This window comes from Devosia sp. (genome assembly GCF_035944845.1).
Taxonomy (GTDB): Bacteria; Pseudomonadota; Alphaproteobacteria; order Rhizobiales; family Devosiaceae; genus Devosia_A.
Genome location: NZ_DASZAW010000067.1, coordinates 28,424 through 50,830 on the forward strand (window position 1 = coordinate 28,424; position 22,407 = coordinate 50,830).

The following is a 22,407-nucleotide window of genomic DNA, read 5'->3' on the forward strand; positions in this document are numbered from 1 at the left end:
GTGCGGGAGACTAAGCGAACTCGGTGTAAAGGGCTTCCACCTCCACTCGCTCGGCGCCCCCTCACCCCAGCCCTCTCCCCAGAGAGGGGCGAGGGGGCGCCGCGGCGCGATCTCAGCCAGCCCGCACCAACCCAGTCGATCCCCTGACCTTCAGTTCCACCGGCAGCTCGATGTGCTGCGGCGGGCCGCCTGAGAACAGCATTCGAGTGGCCAGGCGGGCCGTCTCCGCCACCGGCGCGGCGATCACCGTCAGTGGCGGATCGGTCAGAGCCGCCTCGGGTGGATCGTCGAAGCCGACGATCGATAGTTCCGTGGGCACCACGATGCCGCGCCGCTGCGCCTCGGCGACGAGGCCGATCGCCAGTTCGCCGCCGAGCACGATAATTGCGGTAGCCCCGTTCAGCTCGTCGAGCACCAGGTCGGCAGCGGGCCCATAGAGTCTGGTCTCTTCGTCGCTGCCGCACGCCTCGACGATCGGCATGTCGTCGAGCGACAGCCCAGCTTCGGCCAGCGCGTCACCAATGCCCGCCAGGCGCTGCTCGTCGATGTCGTAGGTCGAGATCAGCTCGCGCGGCGCGCCGGTGGCGCGATGGAGGATCGGCGCGACATAGCTGCGTCCGAGCGTCGTGACCATGAAGCGGCGATGCCCGAGCTGGAGCAGGTGGCGCGCCAGTGCATAGGCGCCGCCGCGGTCATCGATGCTGACCGAGCTGACATTGGTGTCCGCGATCCGATCCATCACCACGATCGGCATCCTGGCCCTCAGCGCCGGGTCGACCGCCAGTACCTGGTCGGCGGTGTGCAGGATCAGGCCATCGACGATGGTGCGCCGGATCGTCTCGGCGCCGGCCTCGCCGAACCCGTCGATCAGTTGGATGGCAGTGCGCTGCGGCTGGCATTCTTCGGCGACCGCGGCGAGGAACTGCCGCATGTAGGGGTTGTCGAACACCCAGGTGATGCCTTCGCCCGATGGCACCACGCCGATCACATTGGCTTTGCCGCTACTGAGGAGTCGCCCACGCGGGTCAGGTCCGGCAAAGCCCAGTTCACGCGCCACCTGCTCGATCCGGCTTCGCACCTCCGGCCGCACCCGCTCGGGGTGGTTGAACACATTGGCCACCGTGGATTTCGAGACCTGGGCGGCTTCGGCGACATCGAGCAGCGTGACGGGCGATTTCATGACGGCAGCATAGCAGAAATTGCACCGGTGCAAAATACTGCTTGACTCTTTCCGGTGAAGGGCGCATTTGCCGCCCCAAGGGGAAATTGCACCGGTGCAATTGTGCTGCAGACGCAGTTTGCACCAATAGGAGAACGCGCAATGCTGCGCCATGTCGAAGACCATACTGCCCGGCGGATGCCGGATCGCAACGGCACCATCCGAGTCGTCGTTTCAACTGCCCTCGCCGTGCTGGTGCTGCTTGCCGGCCCGGCCACTGCCCATAGCGGGCATGCCGGGGTGGCGGCAGAGAACCCGCTCGCCGCGAAGGTGCGCGAGGTGAACGCCCGCTTCGCCGATGTCGGCGTGGCGACGGCCGAAGGTTATGCCCCAATTCCCTGTGTCTCGGGGGTCGAAGGCGGCGCCATGGGCATCCACTATGTCAACGGCGCGCTGATCGAGGATGGCATCATCGATATCAGCAAGCCCGAAGCGGTGATGTACGAGCCGCAGGCCGATGGCAGCCTCGAACTGGTGGCGGTCGAGTACATCACCACCAAGGGGCCGGCCAATCTCGACGGGCACCTGTTCAGCTTCACCAACGCGCCCAACCGCTACGGCCTGCCGCCCTTTTACGAGCTGCATGTCTGGGCCTGGCGCGCCAACCCCACCGGCACCTTCGCCGATATGAACCCTAACGTCTCCTGTGACGCGACCGTCGCAGCCACCAACTGAGCAAGGACCGAACAAAATGAAACGCTATGTGATCGAACGCATGATCCCCGGTATCGGCAGCAAGACCGCCGGGGAACACCGTGAGGCGGCTGCCGTCTCGAACGAGGCGCTGGCCAAGCTCGCGCCGCGGGTGCAGTGGGTGCACTCGTACTTCGCCGACGACATGACCTACTGCGTCTATCTGGCCGAAGATCCCGAGGACATCCGGCGCCACGCCGAACTCAGCGGTTTTCCGGCCAACAAGATCACCGAGGTCAGGGTGGTGGTCGATCCCGCAACTGCCGAAGCGGCCTAGATCGTCTCAGGATTGGACGGGAGCGGAGAAGCTGGCTGGGCTCGATCTAGCCCACACACCATCGCAGATCTGGCGATTGCAGTGGTCCCTCTCGTCCTTGAGATGCCGAGAAGTGGAACGGGCCGGGCGGTGCACAACCGCCCGGCCCGAACTCACGATCTCCGTAAGGCTCAGTCGAAGAAGCCGGCGTCCTCTTCCTTGAGGTAGCGCTTGGCCGCCTTGGCATCGATATCGAGCCCGAGGCCGGGGCCGGGCAACAGGTCGACATGGCTGTCGACGACGATCGGGCCGGAGGGCAGGCCCGTGACGATCTCGTTCCAGAACTCGTCGGAGGCCGAAGGGTATTCGAAAGCGATGTAGTTGGCCGGCAGCGTGGCGCAGACATTGATCAGCGCGCCGAGGCCCAGGAGGCCATTGGCGGTGCCGTGCGGCGCCATCATGATCGAGTGCATATAGGCGTGTTCGGCCACCCACTTGAGCTCGGCAATGCCGCCGATATCGGCCGGGTCCGGCCCGACGACGCGCACCGCCTGGGTCTCGATCAGTTCCTTGAAGTTGTGCCTGAGGTAGATTTGCTCGCCGGTATGGATCGGCGTCGTGGTCGAGTTGGTCAGCTCACGGTAGGCCTGCGGGTTCACCCACGGCACGTAGTCGCCGGTGAGCATGTCCTCGAGCCACATGATGTTGTACTTTTCGACCGCATTGGCGAACTTGATGGCGTCGTTGAGGAACCAGCCCGGGCCGCAGTCGAGGGCGAGCGAGACCTTGTCACCCAGCGCTTCCTTCATCGCGATGACGCAGTCGAGCATGTAGTTGAAGCCGTGCTCGGAGATCTGCCCCTGGTCCATGGCGCCATGGTAGCCGGCCTTTTTGCCGATCGGGCCGTAGTGGAAATCGGGGTAGCTGTCCTTCTGGCTGGAGTGGAAACTCAGGCCCTGCTTGACCATGAAGAAGTTCTGCGGCTGCTCGGCCATCCACTTGACGTCGGCAGCGAAATCCTCGGGCCGGTCGCCCGAGCGCTTGCGGCGCACCGAGCCGTTATAGACGCGCACCTTGTCGCGCACCTTGCCGCCCAGGAGCTTATAGGCCGGAACGCCCGCCGCCTTGCCGGCAATGTCCCACAGCGCATGCTCGATCACCGAGACGGCGGCGCCATAGGGCTTGAAGCTGCCGCGCTGGCGAATCTTCATCATGCAACGCTCGACATCGGTCGGGTCTTCGCCGATCAGCGCGTCGCGGAAATGCAGGATGAACGGCTTCAGGTAGGTCTTGGTATACTCCACCTCGCCGATGCCATAGAGGCCTTCGTCGGTGACGATACGCACGATCGGATGCTTGCCGATGACGGCAACGCGCAGGTCGGTGATTTTCATGATTTCTCCTCGTGCCTGCCATGCGGCAGGCCTCTCCCAAATTCGGCCGCCGCGGAGGCAGCCCTTCAAATGACTTTCGGCCGGCGTGGCAGGGCCCGCGGCCAAACTCAAGACTTCAGCGGCGCAGGCTCCTCTGGGCGACGCCCATCTGCTCGATGATGTGGCGCCCCGAGCCCTCGACGTGGCGTGCGACAACCGCGGCCGCGCCGTCGGCATCCTGCGCCCGGTTGCGGTCGATCAGGTCGCGATGCTCGCGCAGCACCGATTGGCGACGGCTCAGCGAGGTCGGAAAGCGCCGGCTGATGGCGCGCAGGATCTCGCGATGCTTCCACCACAGCTCGGCGGCGTGCCGGTTGTAATGCCGATCGTAGATGAACTGGTGGAAGCGGGTATCGAGCCGGCCATGCAGCATCGGATCGACAAAGTTCAACGCTTCGATCTCGGCTTGAATGCGCTCGAGCTCGACGATGTCGGCATCCGAGACGATCGATACGAACCAGCGGGTCAGCGCCGGCTCGATCAGCATCTCGATCTCGATGATGTCGCGCACGAAGTCGGCATCGATCGGTCTGACCCGCGCCCCGCGGTTGGGCTCGATCAGCACGAACCCCTCGCCGCGCAGCTGCTGCAGCGCTTCGCGCACCGGGTTGGTCGAGGTCTGGTAATGCTCGGCGAGGTCTGCGACTTTGAGGCGCTCATTGGGCCCCAGCCGTCCCGAAACGATATCCTCGCGGATCATCTCGTAGACGGAGGCCTGCTGCTCGAGGCTGTCCTCGGGCCGGTCCGACTTGACGGTCGCCTCGCTCATTAGTCCTGTTTATGCAGCTTTTTTGAGCAAGCCAAGTCCCGTTTGCACGCAAAGCGCGCAAAATAATGTACGACTTTGGTGATGTTGACATACACCAGTTTTTGCTGGAAATCTGCCATACTAGTTGGGAAAGCCGGTGCCAAAACCGGTCCCGAGGCGAGAACAGCGTACGCTGTAGAGGCTTTGCCAAGGCTGTGGGCCGGGCGAGGCTTTCGATTTGTGGAGGAGGATTTCTCAATGCATAAGAACACCGGCCGGCGTTTGCTCGGCCTTTCGATGGCGGTGCTGAGCGCTGCCACCATGCTGACCACGGCAACCACCGCGTCCTACGCCCAGAGCGTGGACCTGTCGAAGTGGTCGCCGGAATACGTCAAGTCGATCGCCGGCACCAAGCAGTTCGACGCCGCCAAGGATTGTGGCGCGGTCGTCCCGAACGACTACACCGGTTCGGTCAGCTACTGGTACACCGGCCCGTTCGAAGCCGATCCGCAGATCGCGCACGACCAGGACAAGGCGTTCTGGGAGGCCTTCAAGGTCGCCTATCCGAACATCACCACAGACGTGCAGTCGATCACCTATAACGAGCTGCTCGACAAGTTCCGTACCTCGCTGCTCGGCAACTCGGCTCCGGCCGTCATCCGCCTGCAGATCCTCGGTGGCGTCGAGTTTGCCGCCAAGGGATACCTGCAGCCTCTGAAGCCGGAAGATATCGGCCTGACCGCTGCCGACTTCTGGCCCGGCGCGCTGAAGTCCGTGACCTATGAGGGCACCACCTACGGTCTGCCGACCAACAACGAAACCATGGCGATGATCTGGAACGCCAAGGTGTTCGCCGATGCCGGCCTCGATCCGGAAAATCCGCCGGCCACCTGGGATGATGTCGTCGCCTATTCGAAGACCATCCACGAGAAGCTCGGCATCCCGGGTTACGGCCTCGTCGCCAAGCAGAACGCCGGCAACACGCCGTTCCGCTTCATGCCGCAGATGTGGGCCTATGGCGGTGGCGCGCTCGACGAAGCTTCGGCCGAGCCTGGCTACAAGGATGTCTGGATCAACAACGCGGGCTCGAAGGCCGCGCTGCAGGCAGCGTACCAGATGTACGCCGTCGACAAGTCGGTCCCGACTTCGGCGCTGACCAACACGCAGGGTGAAAACCAGGCGCCGTTCATCGCCGGCAAGCTCGGCATGATGATCGCGCATCCGTCCGAATTCGCCAAGATGAACGACCTCGCCAGTAAGGCCACCGGCTCCGACAAGGTCGTCGCCGACGAAGTGGTCGCCAACATGCGCTACGGCCTGATCCCGGCTGGCCCGGACGGCAAGCGCGCCGTGGTGTTCGGCGGCTCCAACATCCATGTGGTCAAGCCCGAGTTCGTGCAGGGCGGCAAGGTCGACGAGCAGGCCGTCAAGGCGCTGATCTGCTTCTGGAACAGCCCCGAATGGTCGACCAAGCTGGCCTGGGTCGGCTCCAACCCCGGCAACATCAATGGCTTCCTGACCGACGCCATGAAGGAACGTCTCGACACCATCAAGTTCCTCGACGTCACCACCTCGATGCTGCCCAGCGGCATCCCGTTCCCGGTGATCCCGCAGGCTCCGGAAATCATGAACATCATCGTGCCGGATATGCTGCAGAACGCCCTCACCGGCAACATGACCGTCGACCAGGCAGCCGAGGATGCGGCCACCAAGGTCAAGGCCATCGTCGACGGCGGTGGCGGCATCTGATCGCCTGACTGAAACACTCTCGGACCGGCGGCGCGCGTCGCCGGTCTCATATCTTCACAACCAGGGTTATGCGCTGTGAGCACTGTTCCGGGACAAGCCATCTTTCGCGACGTACCCGAGCCCCGGCGCGTCGGCCTTGGCAAGAAGGTGTGGAGCAGCCGCTTCGACTATCTCTACGTGGCGCCCGCCCTCATCGTGATGCTGATCGTCATCGGCTATCCGATCTATTACACGATCGAGCTCAGCTTCTTTAACACCCCGGCGAGCCTGGCGCTCAGCGCCAAGCAGTTCAACGGCCTCGACAACTACGTCACCATCCTCACCAGTCCGGTCTTCTGGAAGGTCACCTGGCAGACGGTGCTGTGGACGGTGCTCTCCACCTTCTTCGCTTTCCTCCTCGGTCTCGGCGCAGCGCTGGCGCTGCATCGCGAGTTCGTCGGTCGCGGTTTCCTGCGCGCACTGCTGCTGATCCCGTGGGTGGTGAGCGCGGTGGCGGCCTCCTATGTGTGGAAGTGGCTCTACCACTCCGATTTCGGCGCCATCAGCGCCATGCTGACCCAGGTCGGCCTCATCGACAAGCCGATCAACTTCGTCGACAACACCAATACCTCGCTCTACGCGCTGATCGTCGTCAACGTGTGGAAGGAGTTCTCCTTCGCCATGATCATGCTGATGGCGGGCCTGCAGACGGTGCCCGACACGCTGCTGCGTGCTGCGCAGGTCGATGGCGCCAGCCCCTGGCAGCGTTTCTGGCACGTCACCTTCCCGCACCTCTCGGGCGTATCGATGGTGACGCTGCTGCTGCTTGCGGTGCAGAACTTCAACTCCTTCATCATCCCGTGGATCATGACCGGCGGCGGCCCGGCCGGCTCGTCCGACATCTGGATCACCCACATCTACCAGCTCGCCTTCGGCCGGCAGCGCTGGGGCGTCGCCTCGGCCTATGCGGTCATCCTGTTCATCGTGATGATGGTGCTCGGCTACTTCTATGTCCGCGCACTGACCAAGGGCGACGAAGCGAGGGCCGGCGCATGACCATGGAACTGAGTGCCGGCGCCGCCAAGCGTCGTGGTGCAGACGGCTGGCGCTGGAGCGGGAGAATCTTCCTTATCCTCCTGCTCGGCTTCACCGTGATGCCGATGATCTGGATGTTCATCACTTCGCTGAAGACCGGCTTTGCTGCGATGCAATATCCGCCGCAGTGGTGGCCGGCCGAACCGACGCTCGAGAACTACTGGCGCCTGATCGATCCTTCCGGCACCGTCGGTCGCGACTTCATCCAGTATTTCTGGAACAGCATCTGGGTCTCTACCCTCACCACCATCCTCGCGGTGGTGGTGGCGGTGCCGGCGGCCTATGCGTTCTCGCGCTTCCGCTTCCCCGGCCGCACCTTCCTGTTCTTTGCGGTGCTGCTCAGGAACATGTTCCCGGCGGTGGTGTTCCTCGTGCCGCTGTTCATCCTGATGAAGGCGCTCGGGCTGGTGAACACCCATGGTTCGCTCATCCTCACCTACCTGACCTTCGGTCTGCCGCTCGCCATCTGGCTGCTCAAGGGCTTTTACGACAACATCCCGGTGCAGCTCGAACAGGCGGCGCGCATCGATGGCGCGACGCGCTTTCAGGCGTTCCTCCTGATCGTCATGCCGCTGTCGACGCCCGGTATCATTGCCACCTCGATCTACAGCTTCATCGGCGCCTGGAACGAATACATCTACGCCTACACCTTCCTCACCCGGCACGATCAGATGACCCTGCCGGTCGGCATCCAGCGCTTCTTTTCCGAGAACGCCACGGATTGGCCGGGGCTGATGGCCGCCACCTTCATGATGAGCATCCCCGTCGTGGTGCTGTTCCTCGTCCTGCAACGCTACTTCGTGCGCGCCCTGACCGAGGGCGCCGTCAAGCACTAACGGAAAGCTCAAGGAAACCCATATGGCTCAGGTTATCCTCAAGGACGTGGTCAAGAACTACGGCGACGTCTACGCCGTGAACCACGTGTCGCTGACCGTCGAGGACGGGGAGTTCGTGGCGCTGGTGGGCCCTTCGGGCTGCGGCAAGACCACGACGCTCAACCTCGTTGCCGGCCTCATCCCGATGTCGGGCGGCACCATCAGCATCGGCGACCGTGACGTCACCGACCTCGATCCCAAGGACCGGGACATCGCCATGGTGTTCCAGAACTATGCGCTCTACCCGCAGAAGTCGGTGTACAAGAACCTCGCCTTCCCGCTGCAGATGCGCAGATTGCCCAAGGACGAGATCGACAAGCGCGTCCAGGCCGCGGCCAAGACGCTCGATATCGTCCACCTGCTCGAGCGCAAACCGCGCGAACTGTCGGGCGGCCAGCAGCAGCGCGTGGCGCTGGGTCGGGCGCTGGTGCGCGAGCCGCGCGCTTTCCTGATGGATGAGCCGCTCTCGAACCTCGACGCCAAGCTGCGCGTGCAGATGCGCTCCGAGATCAAGCGCTTCCACCAGGATCTCAACGCCACCATCGTCTACGTGACCCACGACCAGCTCGAGGCGGTCACCATGTCGGACAAGATGGCGGTGATGAATGGCGGCTTCCTGCAGCAATATGACAGCCCGGCTAATGTCTTCGCCAACCCGGTGAACATGTTCGTCGCGAGCTTCGTCGGCTCTCCCGCCATGAGCCTTGTGCCGCTGACCGCCGCATCGAAGGATGGCCGGGTGGTGCTCCAGAGCCCCGAGGGCTGGGAGATGCCGCTCTCCGACGCCAATGGCCGGAAGGCGCTGAGCGCCAAATCCAGCAAGGTGGTGCTGGGCGGCCGGCACTCGACCATCAAGGTCCACAAGTCCCAGGTGCCGGGCTCGGTGCCGGGCAAGGTCTATACGGTAGAGCCGACCGGCGACGTTACCTTCGCCCAGGTCTTCGTCTCCGGCGCCGTGGTCAATGTCAGCGTCGCCCCGACCTTCCAGCTCAGGCCCGACGAGCCGGTATTCCTCGAGTTCGACCAGGATCGCATGCACCTGTTCGACGGCGAAACCGAAATGGCGCTCAGGCTCCAGTAACCCGCCAGTCGATTAGTTCTTCCATCGGGCGGCCCGGTAGCGACCGCTCCCCAGCCGAGGCCTTACCCCAATGACTTCGAACCCTGCCGAAGACGCGCTCAATCGCGTCAACACCAGCTCCCGCCCGTCTGACTTGAAAATCACCGATATCCGGGTGGCCGAGATCACCGGCGCGCCGTTCCGTTCGGCGCTGCTGAAGATCTACACCAACCAGGGCATTGTCGGCCTCGGCGAAGTCCGTGACGGCGCCAGCGCCACCTATGCCCTGATGCTGAAATCCCGCCTGCTTGGCGAGAACCCCTGCGACGTCGATCGGCTGTTCCGTCGCATCAAGCAGTTCGGCGGCCACGGCCGGCAGGGCGGGGGCGTCTCGGCCATCGAGATCGCGCTCTGGGATCTCGCCGGCAAGGCCTATGGCGCACCGATCTACCAGATGCTGGGCGGCAAGTTCCGCGACAAGGTCCGCTGCTATTGCGATACCGACGCCGATCGCCCGAGCGGCACCGAGATGGGCAAGCGCTTGAAGGAGCGCATGGATAAGGGGTTCACCTTCCTCAAAATGGACCTGGGGCTGATGGAGATCGCCCACATCCCCGGCGCCGTCGTCGGCCCCGCGGGCGTACTCGAAGGCTTCAGGCAGCACGCCGGCGGCATTCGCGCGACGAACAATGACGAGCGCAAGGCGCGCAACCTCGTCTACGACGCGCAGAACGTCATGCACCCATTCACTGGCCTGCACTTCTCCGAAATGGGCCTCGACCTGCTCGAGCAGTACATTGCCGAAGTGCGCGAGGTAATCGGGCCCGAAATCCCGCTTGCCATCGACCATCTCGGCCACATCTCGCTGCAGGACGGTATCCGCCTGGCGCAGCGCATCGAGAAATACACCCCGGCCTGGCTCGAGGACGTGATCCCCTGGCAGCATGCCGAGAGCTATCGCCGGTTGCAGGAAGCGACCTCGGTACCGATCTGCACCGGCGAGGACATCTACCTGAAGGAAGGTTTCGAGCCGCTGTTCAACGCCGGCATCTCGGTCATCCACCCCGACATCCTCACCACCGGCGGCATCCTCGAAACCAAGAAGATCGGCGACGCGGCGCAGGACCACGGCATCGCCATGGCCATCCACATGGCCGAGAGCCCGATCGCCGCGATTGCCGCGGCCCACATCGCCACCGCCACCGAGAATTTCCTGGCGCTCGAGTATCACTCGGTCGACGTGCCGTGGTGGGATGACATCGTCACCGGCTTTGACGGTCCGATCGTCAGGAACGGCTTCATCGAGCTCAGCGACAAGCCGGGCCTCGGCATCGACGACGTCAACGACGAGGTGCTGTTGCAGCACCTGCAGCCGGGTGTCAGCGGCATCTGGCAGCCGACCGACCAGTGGGACAACGACATGTCCTGGGACCGGACCTGGAGCTGATGGACCTAAAATGAAGATTACAGACATCAAGGTCATCGTCTGCTCGCCCGGGCGGAACTTCACCACGGTGAAGATCATGACCGACGAGGGCGTCTACGGCATCGGCGACGGTACGGTGAACGGTCGCGAACTTTCGGTGGTCTCCTACATCCAGGACCACATTGCTCCCACCCTGATCGGCAAGGACCCGCTGCGCACCGAGGATATCTGGCAGTTCCTCTATAAGGGCGCCTACTGGCGTCGCGGCCCGATCACCATGGCGGCGATCGCTGCAATCGACGTGGCGCTGTGGGACATCAAGGCCAAGGTCGCGGGCATGCCGCTGTACCAGTTGCTCGGCGGCAAGTCGCGCGACAAGGTCATGGTCTATAAGCACGTCGGCGGCATCGATATCCCCGAGGTGGTCGACGGCGTGCAGAAGATGCGCGAGCAGGGTCTCGACGCCATCCGCGCCCAGGTTTCGATCCCCGGCCTGCCGCCAATCTATGGCACCGGCCCCTCGACCGACCAGGCTGCCGGCGGCATGATCAAGCCGGTGGTGGCCGAAGAAGTCTGGGCGACCCACAAATATATGCCGCTGGTGCCCAGGCTCTTCGAAGCGCTGCGCGATGCGGTGGGCTGGGACGTGCACCTCCTGCACGACGTGCATCATCGCCTCACCCCGATCGAGGCCGCCCGCCTCGGCAAGGATCTCGAGCCCTACCGCCTGTTCTGGCTGGAGGATGCCGTGCCGGCCGAGCTACAGGAGGGCTTCCGCATTATCCGCCAGCACACTACCCAGCCGCTGGCCGTCGGCGAGATCTTCAACTCGGTCTACGACACCACGACGCTGATTCAGGAACAGCTGATCGACTACATCCGCGTCACTGCCGTGCACGCGGGTGGTGTCACCGGCATCAAGAAGATATTCGACTTCGCCTCGATCTATCACGTGAAGTCGGCCTGTCACGGCCCAATGGATATGTCGCCGATCTGCATGGGCGCCAACGTCCACGTTGACACCGCAATCAACAATTTCGGCATCCAGGAGTTCACAGGGTACACCAAGGAGACGTACGACGTCTTCAAGTGCGACTGGCGCTACGACCGCGGTTATCTCTACCCCAACGAGACCCCTGGTCATGGCACCGACTTCGATGAAGAGCTGGCCGCCCGGTACCCATACCAAGCCGCCTATCTGCCGGTCGCCCGGCTCGAAGACGGCTCCATGACCAGCTGGTAAGAGACATCAACGTGAAGATCACAGACATCAAGCCGTTTCCCGTGTGGGTCGGCCACCGCAACCAGCTGATCGTCAAGGTCGAGACCGACGAGGGCATTTTTGGCTGGGGCGAGAGCGGCCTTTCGGGCCGCGAGAAGGCCGTGGTGGGGGCGCTCGAGCATTTCCGCGAGTTCTTGATTGGCAAGGACCCGTTCAAAATCGGCGCCATCTGGCAGGAACTCTACCGCAGCCAGTATTTTGAGGGCGGTCGTGTCCTCACCGCCGCGCAGTCGGCCCTCGATATTGCGCTCCACGACATCAAGGGCAAGGCACTTGGCGTGCCGGTCTACGAGCTCCTCGGCGGCAAGCACCGCGACGTGATCCCGACCTTCGCCTCGACTGGCGCGATCACCGATGACGGCAACGAAACCATCGAGCAGGCCAGGGCGCTGATCGCCAGAGGCTTCAAGACCATCCGCTTCTTCCCTGGCCGCTGGGACAACCCGGGCGGCATCTTTGAACCGCGTGAATCCATCGGCGTCACTGCGCCGTTCCTCGTGCGTGCCCGCAAGGAACTGGGCGAGGAAATCGTGCTGGGCATCGACTACCATCACCGGCTGAGCGTCGCCGAGACGGCGAGCTTCTGCCAGAAGATGCCATCGGGCACGATCGACTTCCTCGAGGAGCCGATCCGCGACGAGACGCCGGAAGCTTACGAGAACCTCAGGAAGCTCACCGACGTGCAGTTCGCCATCGGCGAGGAGTTCGCTTCGAAGTGGCAGTTCCTGCCCTACATCGAGCGCGGCATTCACCAGTACAACCGGCTCGACCTCTGCAATGTCGGCGGCTTCACCGAGGCGATGAAGGTCGCCGGCTGGTCCGAGGCGCATTATGTCGATCTGATGCCGCACAATCCGCTGGGGCCGATCTGCACCGCGGCGACCATTCATTTCTCGGCGGCCGTGCCGAATTTCTTCGCGCTCGAGTGCCGCGCCAACGCCACCGACCTCTATGCCGGTACCCCCACGGCGGAGATGTTCCCACAGATGCCGATGCTCGATGGTGCGGTCTACCAGGTCCCGAACGGCCCTGGCCTCGGCATCGAGGTCAACGAGGCGGCACTGACCAAAAGCGCATTCAAGTTTTGGGAGGCGCCCCACCTGAAGCGCCGCGACGGTTCGGTCACCAACTGGTAGACCCAAGCTCATTGGAGGAGATTCTTATGGTCCACATCATGCAAAGCCCGATCCCGGCGTTCAAGCGTCCGAGCAAGGACGTCATCGCCGCGCTCAAGGATATCGGCACCGCTACCGTCGCCGGCTCGCTCGGCCACTCCGGCTTCCGCAACCCGCACATGGTTGGCCCGGTGAGCCAGTATAAGGGCAAGTCGATCGTCGGCACGGCGCTGACGCTGCAGTTCATGCCGCAGCGCCCCGACCTGTTCAGCGAAGGCGAATATTCCGATCCGGAAAAGCAGCTCCACCGCCACGTGCTCTATGAAGTCGAGGAGAACGACGTGGTCGTGGTCGACGCGCGCGGCGACCTGAGCTCGGGCGTCTTCGGCGACATGATGTCGACCTATTTCAAGGGCCGCAAGGGCGCCGGCATCGTCATCGATGGCGTGATGCGCGACAAGCCCAATGTCGACAAGCTCGATCTCGCCATCTGGATGCGCGGCTGGACCCCCAACTACCACGTCCAGGTCTCGATCTGGCCGTCGGCGGTGAACGTGCCGATCTCCTGCGGCGGCGTCATGGTGATCCCGGGCGACATCATCATGGCCGATGATGACGGCGTCGTCGTCTTGCCGCAGTCGATGGCCGAAAAGGTCATCGAGGATTCCAAGAAACACGCCGAGTGGGAAGTGTTCAGCCGCGAAAAGCTCACCGCCGGTGAATCGCTGCGCCGCTACTATCCGCTGCACCCTGATGCCGAAGAAGAATACCAGGCCTGGCGCAAGGCCAAGGGCCTGCCGCCGAGCCCCAGCCACTAAGGCGGCCTACGACTGCTGCGAAATGATAAGGGCGCCCCGGTGGCGCCCTTTCTCATCCATGCCGTGTTGCCCCGCGCGCGATGCGAAGGCATCATCGCGACACTGGGGGACTGGATGGCTTTCGGCGTCTTCATTCACAGAGCGGACTCGATCTACGAGGACACGCCGGCCGAGCAGTATCAGTTCCCCACTCAGTACCTTTCACGCGCGACCCAGTTCGTTGGCGACTGGATCGTCTACTATGAGCCAAGGAAGGTGCCCAACTCACATGGCTACTTCGCCGTAGCCAAGGTCAGAGACATCGTCCCGGACCGCAACTCGTCGGGGATGTTCCTGGCACTGATTGAGCCGGGCTCCTATCTGGAATTCGTCACCCCTGTGCCCTTCCAGGGGGACGAGGGGATCACCGAAACAGGTCTGTTGAACGAGGTTGGGCGGATATCGGGCCGCGCGCAGGCTGCGGTTCGACCTCTGTCGGCACGCGACTTCTCGAAGATCGTTTCGCGTGGCATGTCGGAGCATGACATCTTGCCACGCACTGAAGATGCGGTCGCCGGCTTCAACGAGCAGCAGGCACCGTTCCTTGGAGAAGAACAGGAACGCGTTCGCATCGACATTCTCACCTCACGGATCGTCCGAGATCGCGCCTTCCGAAGCGTGGTTCTTCGCGCCTACGGGGAGCGTTGCGCCGTAACAGGCCTGAAGCTGATCAACGGCGGTGGTAGAGCGGAAGTTGCTGCCGCCCACATCCGGCCGGTCGAGCGCAACGGACCGGACATGGTCAACAACGGCGTTGCCTTGTCCGGTACCGTCCACTGGATGTTCGACCGTGGGCTAATCACGTTCTCCGACGATCTCGATATCCTCATCTCTCGTCACGTCAACGACCGAGACGGAGTGGAGTCCCTGATCAACAAGACCAGGCGAATGATCGGCCCGCTTGCCGGGCGAGATAGACCTCACCCGGCGTTCCTTGGATGGCACCGCGAGAACATCTTCAAGACGTAACGCAGATTGGGCATCCAGCCCTGTTCGCACCCCCTCCGAGCTACGCTAGGCGGCAAGCCGCCAAACTCCGCTTGCCTCCCCCGTCAAGGGGGAGGTGGGGCCCGGTGCCTGGGTCTCCGTGGCCCTGCCACCGATCTCAGAACGCCGCCTGCAGACCTGCCCAGGCGCTGGCCCCGGCCATAAACAGGATGATCAGCGATCCTGGTGTCCACAGCATTGCCCGCACGTCGTGGATCTGTGCCGTCATGTAGGCCCAGAAATGCAGCGCCCGCGTCACGACGTAGCCGTAGAACAGCACCTGTGCGAGCCAAAGCGGCGGCGCCGTCGTTACATAGATGAGGCCGGCGACGAAGAAGTAGGGCAGGTTCTCGAGGTCGTTCATCTGGATGCGGCGTGTCCGCTCCACCCGAGGATTCGGCTCGAGTTGCCGGTCATGCGGCTTGGGGTTGAACGGCGTCTTCCTGCCGTCCTCCGGGTTCCGGAAGCCGCCGTTCTCGATCATCATCGTGAACACCGTCTGCCAGCTCATGGCCACGCCCTTGAGCAGCATGATCCCCGCCGCAATCGCATAAGTTGCGAACACCGGGTTCGCCAAGCTCAACTGTTCCACCGTGCATTCTCCCACCGGCGCCCTCACCGGATCATGCGACAAGTTTTTAGACCATTGGTCGAAAAAGTCAATTGGTGGACTTTTTACTGCACTGGTGGTATATCTTCGGCAGACCTGAGGACCAGCGATGAACGAAAACGCGGCCGATCCTGCGGTAGCGCGCCGCGCCCGCCAGCAACGCAAGCGTGACCGCTCACGCGAGGATATCCTCGCCGCAGCGCGCGTTGTGCTGATGCGTGACGGCATAGCCGCCGTGACCCTGGAGGCTGTCGCGCGTGAGGCCGGCATGTCCAAGACTGGGCTTTACTATTATTTCCCCTCCAAGGAAGCGCTGGTTTTCGAGCTGGTTTTCGGCGTCTGGCAGGGCCACGCCGAGCAGGTGCGTGATGCGGTAGATACGACCGATGTTGGCAGCGCCGCGCTCGGCGCCGTCATTGGCGGTACGGTCGACGCCTATGCCGCGCAGATGGACGATTTCCGTCTCGCCTACCTGCTCGGCCAGGTGTCGAGTAGCGCGGGCCTGCAACTGTCGGCCGAGCAGTTCGCGCGGATCCGTCCGCTCAATGACCTGCTGCTCGCCGGGGCCACCCGCAGGCTGAGCGAGTCCGACAGACCCGCCGTTGTGGAACCGCGCCTGCTGGCTTTCCTCGCCTATACGTCGGCCATCGGCCTGCTGACGGTGAAGGGGCTCGTCGAGTCCCAGGGAGACCCGTTGCGCTACTCCGATGCGCAACTGGTCGAGGGACTGACACGGATATTCAAGGCCGCCGCCGGCTGAGCCGCCGTCAAACCGGAAGGGCGGTCGTCGCCGACCGCCCCCCTGAGATCGTCACAAGCCCCTTGCTTATGCCTTGCCGAGGAACTCCGCCATCCGGATCAACCCCTGCATATAGCCAATCGCGTGCGAGCGGCCGCGGTGGTTCCAGTCGCTGTCGCCGTCCATCTTGGGCACGTGGTCGTCGAGCAGGAAGCCGTCAAAACCGTTCTTGGCCAGAAGCACGATGACTTCTGCCGGGTCGAAATTGCCGTCGCCGATGAAGCACTCGACGAAGTTCGGCACCGAGCCCTTCACGTCGCGGAAGTGGATATAGGAGATCCGCCCCTTGGGGGCGAAATACTCGATCATCTCGTTGACGTTCTGCTTGCCGCCTTCCATCTCCGAGCAGCAGCCAAGGCAGAGGTCGAGCGACCAGGCTTCCGACCGGCCGACCAGGTCATAGGCCTTCTTGAAGTTCTCCGGCTTGTAGAACAGCCGCGCCACGCCGCCCAGCATCGGCACCGGCGGATCGTCCGGGTGCAGCGCCAGCTTCAGGCCCTCTTCTTCGGCCACCGGCAGCACGGCCTTCATGAAGTACTCGTAGTTGCTCCACATCTGGTCTTCGGTGATCAGCGGGCCATCCTTGCCGAACAGCGGCATCGAGGAGGCACGGCCGAGCGTCGTCGGCATGAACGAGCGCAGCAGCTCGAGATTGTCGATATTGGCTTCGACCACCGCCATGTCGAACTGGCGGGCGACGGCGCCGCCGCGGGTCGCCGCATCGCGCTTGGTGGTCCACACCGAGTTGGGCATGAAGTGCAGCCCCAGCACCGGGATGCCGGCGCGCGCCACGGCGCGGATCGTCGCCTGGTAGTTCTCGATCTGCTCGTCGCGGCCCTCCAGCCCCATCATCGCCTTGTGGTAGAAATGGGTGGGGACGTTCTCGATCGCCTCGAACTTGAGGCCCGCGGCTTCCACCTGGTCGACCAGCGCCCTGACGTCCTTTTGCTCCCAGCGGTCGTCGCCGGGGAGCGTGGGGTTATTCATCTGCAACCCGGTGGCGCCGATCTGCGCCGCGAAGCGGAGTCGCTCCTCACTCAGTTCGTGGAACTGGCCTACCGCAACCCTGATACCCATCGTCTTTTTTCCATCCTCGAAGTCAGTTCGTAGTTTTCACCGGGCCATCCCGGCGAAAGCGGGGATCTCCGTTTTCTTTGCTCGCGATCCCGCTCGTGGCGCCAAACAGAGTTTTCCCGCTTTCGCGGGAATGACCCTGTGGTGGTGGCAAGTTTGTCGCGTTCATCCCTTCACCGATCCCTCGGTCATGCCCGCCACCATGAAGCGTTGGGCGACGAAATAGAGGATCATCAGCGGCACCGACGAGATCGCCGCGCCGGCCATCAGCGGGCCCCAGGGCAAGACGTCGGAGGTGATGAGATAGTTGAGCGCCAGCGGTGCGGTGCGCACGCTTTCCGAGGTGGTGAGCACCAGGGCGAACAGCAGCTCGTTCCAGGCGCCGGTGAAGGTGAAGATGGCGACGGCCGCGAGGCCGGGCGCCGACAACGGCAGGGTGATCCTGAGCAGCGCCCCGAAGCGGGTCAGCCCATCGATCATCCCCTGTTCCTCGAGCTCGCGCGGTACGCCGCGGAAATAGCCCTGCAGCAGCCAGGTGGAGAGCGGCAACGAGAAGGTGAGGTAGACGAGGATCAGGCCCTGCAGCGAGTTGCCGAGCTTCAGCTGCGCCATGACGATCGACAGTGGAATGAACAGCAGCGAGCCGGGGGTGAGGTACGCAAACAGGATCAGCCGGCCGATGACACCGCGGAACCGATAGCGGAATCGCACCATCGAATAGGCGGCGAATGACGAGATGATCACCGAGATCACCGTGACGGTCGAGGCGACGATGAAGCTGTTGCGGATCGACAGCAGGAACTGCCCGTCGGCGAGCAGCTTTTCGAAGTTGGCAAGGCTGAAGCGGGTCGGCCACAGCGATGGCACGCGCAGGATGTCGCGAGGCAGTTTGAGCGACGTCGCCAGCATCCAGTAAACCGGGAACAGCACCAGGATGACCGCGATGATCAGTGCGGCATAGCTCAGCAGCCGGGCGATCAGGAACCGGCGCCGCGCCGAGGCGCCCGCATTGGTCGGCGCCGCACTGGCGATTTCGGCGAGACTGGCCATTATTCCTCCCTCCGCATCATCAGCGAAGTGGCAAAGATCACGAGGATGGCCAGCACCGGCAGCATGTAGACAGACACCGCGGCGGCCTCGCCGATGCGCTGCGTCTGCATGCCGAAATAGGCCAGCACCGGGAATACCATGGTGGCGTCCGACGGGCCGCCGGCGGTCAGGAGCCAGACATGCTCGAAGCCGTTGGCGGTCCAGATCGATGAAAGCAGGGTGGTGACGATGATCACCGGCAGGATCGACGGGATGGTGACGTTCCAGAAGCGTTGCCAGGTATTGGCGCCATCAACGATCGCGGCTTCGTAGAGTTCTTTCGGCACCGATTGCAGGGCCGCGAGGATCGAGATGAACCAGAACGGAAAGCCGCGCCAAACCGAGGCGATGATCACCGAGGCCATGGCAGTGTTGCGGGTGCCGAGCCAGTCGACGGTGCCGGCGTAGAGCCCGGTCTGATTGAGGATCAGGTTGATGCCGCCGCCGATCGGCTGGTACAGCACGCGCCAGGTGAGGAAGGCGACGAAGGCCGGCATCGCCCAGGGCAGCATCAGGAACGAGCGGAAGATGCCACGGCCGGGGAGGTTCTGGTGCACCAGCAGCGCCAGGCCCAGCCCGATCACCAGCTTCAGCACGTCGGAAACGAGAACGATGACAATGGTGTTGCGGATGGCCGCCCAAAAGGTTGCGGTTCCCGCGAGGTATTCGAAGTTCTTGAAGCCGATGAAGTTGCCGGTGCTGCCGATCACCATGTCGGTGAACGACACCCAGATGGCGAACAGGAACGGGTAGGCGACGAGCCCCAGGATCAGCAGCACCACCGGCGCCACCAGCGCATAGGCGAACAGCTTGAGCTTGAAGCCGCCACCGAAGCGGCGGCGGGGGGCGGGGCTTGCGTCAGAAATGGCCATGTCGCTGTTCCCTTTGGGAGAAAGGCCCCCTCACCCGGCCTTCGGCCGACCTCTCCCCCGAGGGAGAGGTGGTGCGGTGGCACGATCGCGCCCCATCGCACCTCTCCCTTTGGGGGAGAGGTCGCCGCGAAGCGGCGGGTGAGGGGGCCTTCTGCCTCGTCGTCAACTCAAGCAATTCCAAAAACACCCGCGGATGGCCCCGGGAGGAACCATCCGCGGCAGGGAGGAACCTGGGATCAGTACTTGTCGTAGATCGCCTGGCCCTGGGCCTGCGCCTCGGCAATCGCCTGGTCGAAGTCCCAGCCATCCACCACCACGCGCTGGGCCAGCTTGGGGATCAGGAAGTTGGAGCCGAAATCGGCGAAGGCGGCATTGTTGACGTCGGGGTAGGCCGGGGCGGTGCCGTTCTTGGCGAGGCCGAGCAGCCCGACGAGGATGGTGTTGGTGCCATCGAATGCCGGGAGCTTTTCCTGATCCGCCAGCACCGGGCCATAGATCGCCACGTTGAAGTAGGCGTTCATGAACTCGGGGCTGGAAAGGTGCTCGAGCAGCGCCTTGGCTTCGTCCTGCACCGAGCTTGCCTTGGTGATGGCGCGCACCTGCACGTCGATCGGCGAGATGATGCCCTTTGGGCCACCCGGCAGCGGCGAGAAGGCGCTGGCTTCGAACAGCTCCGGATCGTCTTTCTTGGCGGCAATGCCGACCGACCCGGTATTGGCGATGAAGCCGGCCTGACCCGAGAGATAGGCCTGGTTGTCGCCGGCGCCGTCCCAGGTGGTGTTGCCGGGCGAGAACAGCCCCTTGTCCCAGGCGTTCTTCAGCCAGGTGAGCCACAGCCGCGTCTCGGGCGTGTCGAGCGTCACCTTCTTGCCGGCATCATCGGCAATGCGGCCGCCGAACGACTGCAGCACCGCCACCTGAAGGTTGGCGTCGCCCACATTGGAAAGGGCGAGGCCGAGCCCCGAGACCGGCGCCTTGTTGATCGCTTCCGCCTGCGTCACCAGTTCGTCCCAGGTCTTGGGCGCTTCGGTGAAGCCGGCCGGTTCGAGCAGATCCTTGCGCCTGAGCAGCAGGTTGCCGTTGACGCCGAAGGGGATGCCGACACGGGCGATGCCGCCATCGGCGGTGAGGTCGGTCGCCGTATCGGGGCCGGAGAACCAGCCGCCCTGTGCATCGCCGATCTTCTTGTAGAGATCGCCCAGGTCGGAGAACTGGCTCTGCCGGGCCAGCAGCCGCGCGAGGCCGAGGCCCATGTCGAGCGCATCCGGCATGGTGTTGGACGATACCGCAGCCGAAACCTTCTGGGTGGTCTCGTTCTGGTTGATCATCACCACTTCGGTGGCGACGCCATTGGCGGCGCCCCAGGCATTGATGGTGTCGGTCAGCAGCTTGTTGGCGTCATCCGAAAAGATCAGGCCGCCCCAATAGGTGAGCTTCTTGCCCTGGGCGATGGCGGGCATCGGGAAGCTGCTGGCGGCAGCCAGCGCCAGGCCGCTTGCGGCGGTCGTGAGCACACGGCGGCGCGACCAGCCGTTCGGCTTCTGCGTGTCTGATGATTTGGTCATGGGCTCTCCTCCAAGATGAGCGCGTATGCGGCTTGGCGATTTGCGGCGACGCTGCCGGACTGATCGCTCAGGCGGCCAAGCTTCGATAAGTCGGTCCGCCTCCCCGCGGGGTCCCGATTGAGTCGGAGCGGGAGAGCCCAAACGGCCGGCCGCTCACAGTTTTCTCGCAGCGCCAGCTTTTAAATATATTTATTAGCGCTAATAAGAGCGTATAATGGGGCTCGAACAACTGTCAATGTGCGATTGGCTAGGAGAAAAGGATGAGGGGTGAAATCGAGAATGCCGGCTATGCCGCGTTCTTTGACGCTCTCATCGATGGCCGGCTGAAACTCGGGCAGACCTTGACGCAGGACGAGCTCTGCAAGGTGTTGGGCCTGTCGCTGTCGCCGATGCGCGAGACGACGACCCTGCTCGAAGCCGAAGGGCTGATCACCGTCCGCCGCAAGGTGGGGATCACCATCTTCTATCCCGACGTGAAATTCGTCGGCAACTGCTTCCAGTTCCGTGGCCTGCTCGAGCGCGAGGGGCTCCGGAAATTCGCGCAGACGGTGACACCTGCCTGGATCGACGCGATGCGCGACGAGCATCGGGCGATCATCGATTTCGTCCGCCAGACCAATGACATGGAACGTTACCGGGTGCCGGTGAAGCTGCTCGAGCGCAAGTTCCATGACACCTTCGTCGCCGCCTTCGAGAACGACCAGATCAGCGTCAACTATGCCCGGCTGACCCAGAAGATGTACCTGTTGCGCCTGCATAACCTCAATGCGGTCGGCCCCGCCAACACCGTGACCTCGATGGAGGAGCATATGGTGATCATCGACGCTCTGAAGGCCGGCGATGTCGAAGCCGCCTGCGACGGCCTCGACCGCCACCTGCAGGGCGTGTTGCACCGCGTGCTCACCACCTGACGCGCCGGGCGCCATGACTGACCGGTTTCCGCTTGAGATGGACGAGTTGCGGGCGGTCGCGGCCTATGCCGCATACTGCGCCGAGACCGTGCTGGCAATCTTCGAGGCGCAGCATCCCGACGATGCGAGGCCGCGCCAGGCGATCGCCGCGGCGCATGCCTTTGCTGAGGGCGGTGCGCGGGGCAAGTTGCTGCGGGATACCGCCTGGGCAGCGCTCAAAGCCGCGGAACAGGCCGGCTCTGCAGCGGCCGGCGAGGCGGCCCGCGCCGCGATGGCAGCAGCCGGTGCGGCTTACCTCCATGCTCTGCCCAACGCCACCCAGGTCAAGCACATCCTCGGCGCCGCGGCCCATGCGGCACGCGCAACGGAGCTCGATGCCGGTGACGATCCGGCCCTCGGCGCCCGCCACCTCGATGCGCTGCGCCCGGCTCTGACGCCCACCGTGCTCGCGGTGCTCAGCCGCTACCCGGCCGCGCCTGCCGGAGGCGGGCGTCGCGGCACGCTGCTGCGTGCACTCGACCAGGCGCTGCGCGGTTAGTCTGCAGTCGCCTGACGCCGCTTCTGCGAGCATTACAGCAACTCCGCCGCCGTCCCCTCAGTCGCAAGTCGAATCCCGCGCCCGGTTGACAACCACCGGCACCGGCGCTTAGCTGTCCCTAATATGAAACGCCCGTTCCAGATGCGGAACGTGTACGAACGGGCGACCGGAGGAA

22 protein-coding genes are annotated in these 22,407 nt (G+C 63.8%); 14 read left to right on the forward strand and 8 right to left on the reverse strand.

The window, feature by feature from the left end; translation table 11 throughout:
• Nucleotides 1-112 precede the first annotated feature (112 nt).
• A complete protein-coding gene (locus VGV07_RS12095) occupies nt 113-1,180 on the reverse strand; it encodes a LacI family DNA-binding transcriptional regulator (protein WP_326868951.1) in 1,068 nt (355 codons plus the stop codon).
• Between the two features lie 177 nt (nt 1,181-1,357).
• Between VGV07_RS12095 and VGV07_RS12100 the strand changes: the two genes are divergently transcribed.
• Both VGV07_RS12100 and VGV07_RS12105 read left to right on the forward strand, forming a co-directional pair.
• Nucleotides 1,358-1,894 carry a hypothetical protein gene (locus VGV07_RS12100; RefSeq protein ID WP_326869026.1) on the forward strand — a complete coding sequence of 179 codons (537 nt, stop codon included), beginning with the start codon at nt 1,358-1,360 and terminating at the stop codon, nt 1,892-1,894.
• A 16-nt stretch (nt 1,895-1,910) separates the two neighbouring features.
• Entirely contained in the window at nt 1,911-2,189 is a 279-nt protein-coding gene (locus VGV07_RS12105) for a DUF4242 domain-containing protein (RefSeq protein WP_326868952.1), read from the forward strand.
• 170 nt (nt 2,190-2,359) lie between these two features.
• Here VGV07_RS12105 and VGV07_RS12110 read toward each other — a convergent pair whose 3' ends face one another.
• Entirely contained in the window at nt 2,360-3,562 is a 1,203-nt protein-coding gene (locus VGV07_RS12110; RefSeq protein ID WP_326868953.1) for a mandelate racemase/muconate lactonizing enzyme family protein, read from the reverse strand.
• A gap of 115 nt (nt 3,563-3,677) precedes the next feature.
• A complete protein-coding gene (locus VGV07_RS12115) occupies nt 3,678-4,370 on the reverse strand; it encodes a GntR family transcriptional regulator (RefSeq protein WP_326868954.1) in 693 nt (230 codons plus the stop codon).
• Between the two features lie 237 nt (nt 4,371-4,607).
• On the opposite strand from VGV07_RS12115, the gene VGV07_RS12120 reads away from it, so the two are divergent.
• The 9 genes from VGV07_RS12120 to VGV07_RS12160 all read left to right on the forward strand — a co-directional run bounded on the left by VGV07_RS12120 (nt 4,608) and on the right by VGV07_RS12160 (nt 14,756).
• Entirely contained in the window at nt 4,608-6,098 is a 1,491-nt protein-coding gene (locus tag VGV07_RS12120) for an extracellular solute-binding protein (RefSeq protein ID WP_414649943.1), read from the forward strand.
• A gap of 75 nt (nt 6,099-6,173) precedes the next feature.
• A complete protein-coding gene (locus VGV07_RS12125; RefSeq protein ID WP_326868955.1) occupies nt 6,174-7,133 on the forward strand; it encodes a sugar ABC transporter permease in 960 nt (319 codons plus the stop codon).
• Nucleotides 7,130-8,008, forward strand: a complete 879-nt coding sequence (locus tag VGV07_RS12130; protein WP_326868956.1) for a carbohydrate ABC transporter permease — start codon at nt 7,130-7,132, stop codon at nt 8,006-8,008. Before VGV07_RS12125 ends, VGV07_RS12130 begins: the two co-directional genes overlap by 4 nt.
• 22 nt (nt 8,009-8,030) lie before the next feature.
• The gene (locus VGV07_RS12135; RefSeq protein WP_326868957.1) at nt 8,031-9,128 is read left to right on the forward strand and encodes an ABC transporter ATP-binding protein; all 1,098 of its coding nucleotides are present in this window, start codon (nt 8,031-8,033) and stop codon (nt 9,126-9,128) included.
• Nucleotides 9,129-9,198: 70 nt separating this feature from the next.
• Nucleotides 9,199-10,554 (forward strand): mandelate racemase/muconate lactonizing enzyme family protein, encoded by a 1,356-nt coding sequence (locus VGV07_RS12140; RefSeq protein WP_326868958.1) that lies wholly within the window; start codon nt 9,199-9,201, stop codon nt 10,552-10,554.
• Between the two features lie 10 nt (nt 10,555-10,564).
• A complete protein-coding gene (gene manD, locus VGV07_RS12145) occupies nt 10,565-11,776 on the forward strand; it encodes a D-mannonate dehydratase ManD (protein WP_326868959.1) in 1,212 nt (403 codons plus the stop codon).
• Between the two features lie 11 nt (nt 11,777-11,787).
• Nucleotides 11,788-12,951 carry a mandelate racemase/muconate lactonizing enzyme family protein gene (locus VGV07_RS12150; RefSeq protein ID WP_326868960.1) on the forward strand — a complete coding sequence of 388 codons (1,164 nt, stop codon included), beginning with the start codon at nt 11,788-11,790 and terminating at the stop codon, nt 12,949-12,951.
• Nucleotides 12,952-12,977: 26 nt separating this feature from the next.
• Nucleotides 12,978-13,748, forward strand: coding sequence for a ribonuclease activity regulator RraA (locus tag VGV07_RS12155; RefSeq protein ID WP_326868961.1), 771 nt, complete (start codon nt 12,978-12,980; stop codon nt 13,746-13,748).
• Nucleotides 13,749-13,862: 114 nt separating this feature from the next.
• Nucleotides 13,863-14,756, forward strand: coding sequence for an HNH endonuclease (locus tag VGV07_RS12160; RefSeq protein ID WP_326869028.1), 894 nt, complete (start codon nt 13,863-13,865; stop codon nt 14,754-14,756).
• Nucleotides 14,757-14,892: 136 nt separating this feature from the next.
• On the opposite strand, the gene VGV07_RS12165 is transcribed toward VGV07_RS12160, so the two are convergent.
• Nucleotides 14,893-15,366, reverse strand: a complete 474-nt coding sequence (locus tag VGV07_RS12165) for an MAPEG family protein (protein WP_326868962.1) — start codon at nt 15,364-15,366, stop codon at nt 14,893-14,895.
• A 127-nt stretch (nt 15,367-15,493) separates the two neighbouring features.
• On the opposite strand from VGV07_RS12165, the gene VGV07_RS12170 reads away from it, so the two are divergent.
• Nucleotides 15,494-16,144 (forward strand): TetR/AcrR family transcriptional regulator, encoded by a 651-nt coding sequence (locus VGV07_RS12170; protein WP_326868963.1) that lies wholly within the window; start codon nt 15,494-15,496, stop codon nt 16,142-16,144.
• A 66-nt stretch (nt 16,145-16,210) separates the two neighbouring features.
• Here VGV07_RS12170 and VGV07_RS12175 read toward each other — a convergent pair whose 3' ends face one another.
• The 4 genes from VGV07_RS12175 to VGV07_RS12190 form a co-directional block, all read right to left on the reverse strand.
• Nucleotides 16,211-17,260 (reverse strand): mannonate dehydratase, encoded by a 1,050-nt coding sequence (locus VGV07_RS12175; protein WP_326868964.1) that lies wholly within the window; start codon nt 17,258-17,260, stop codon nt 16,211-16,213.
• Nucleotides 17,261-17,422: 162 nt separating this feature from the next.
• Entirely contained in the window at nt 17,423-18,307 is an 885-nt protein-coding gene (locus VGV07_RS12180; RefSeq protein WP_326868965.1) for a carbohydrate ABC transporter permease, read from the reverse strand.
• On the reverse strand, nt 18,307-19,218 hold the full coding sequence (locus VGV07_RS12185) for a sugar ABC transporter permease (protein WP_326868966.1): 912 nt from the start codon (nt 19,216-19,218) through the stop codon (nt 18,307-18,309). Before VGV07_RS12185 ends, VGV07_RS12180 begins: the two co-directional genes overlap by 1 nt.
• A gap of 236 nt (nt 19,219-19,454) precedes the next feature.
• Nucleotides 19,455-20,783, reverse strand: a complete 1,329-nt coding sequence (locus tag VGV07_RS12190; RefSeq protein WP_326868967.1) for an ABC transporter substrate-binding protein — start codon at nt 20,781-20,783, stop codon at nt 19,455-19,457.
• 260 nt (nt 20,784-21,043) lie between these two features.
• On the opposite strand from VGV07_RS12190, the gene VGV07_RS12195 reads away from it, so the two are divergent.
• Both VGV07_RS12195 and VGV07_RS12200 read left to right on the forward strand, forming a co-directional pair.
• The gene (locus VGV07_RS12195; RefSeq protein ID WP_326868968.1) at nt 21,044-21,694 is read left to right on the forward strand and encodes a GntR family transcriptional regulator; all 651 of its coding nucleotides are present in this window, start codon (nt 21,044-21,046) and stop codon (nt 21,692-21,694) included.
• 13 nt (nt 21,695-21,707) lie between these two features.
• Entirely contained in the window at nt 21,708-22,232 is a 525-nt protein-coding gene (locus tag VGV07_RS12200) for a putative immunity protein (RefSeq protein WP_326868970.1), read from the forward strand.
• Nucleotides 22,233-22,407 lie beyond the last annotated feature (175 nt).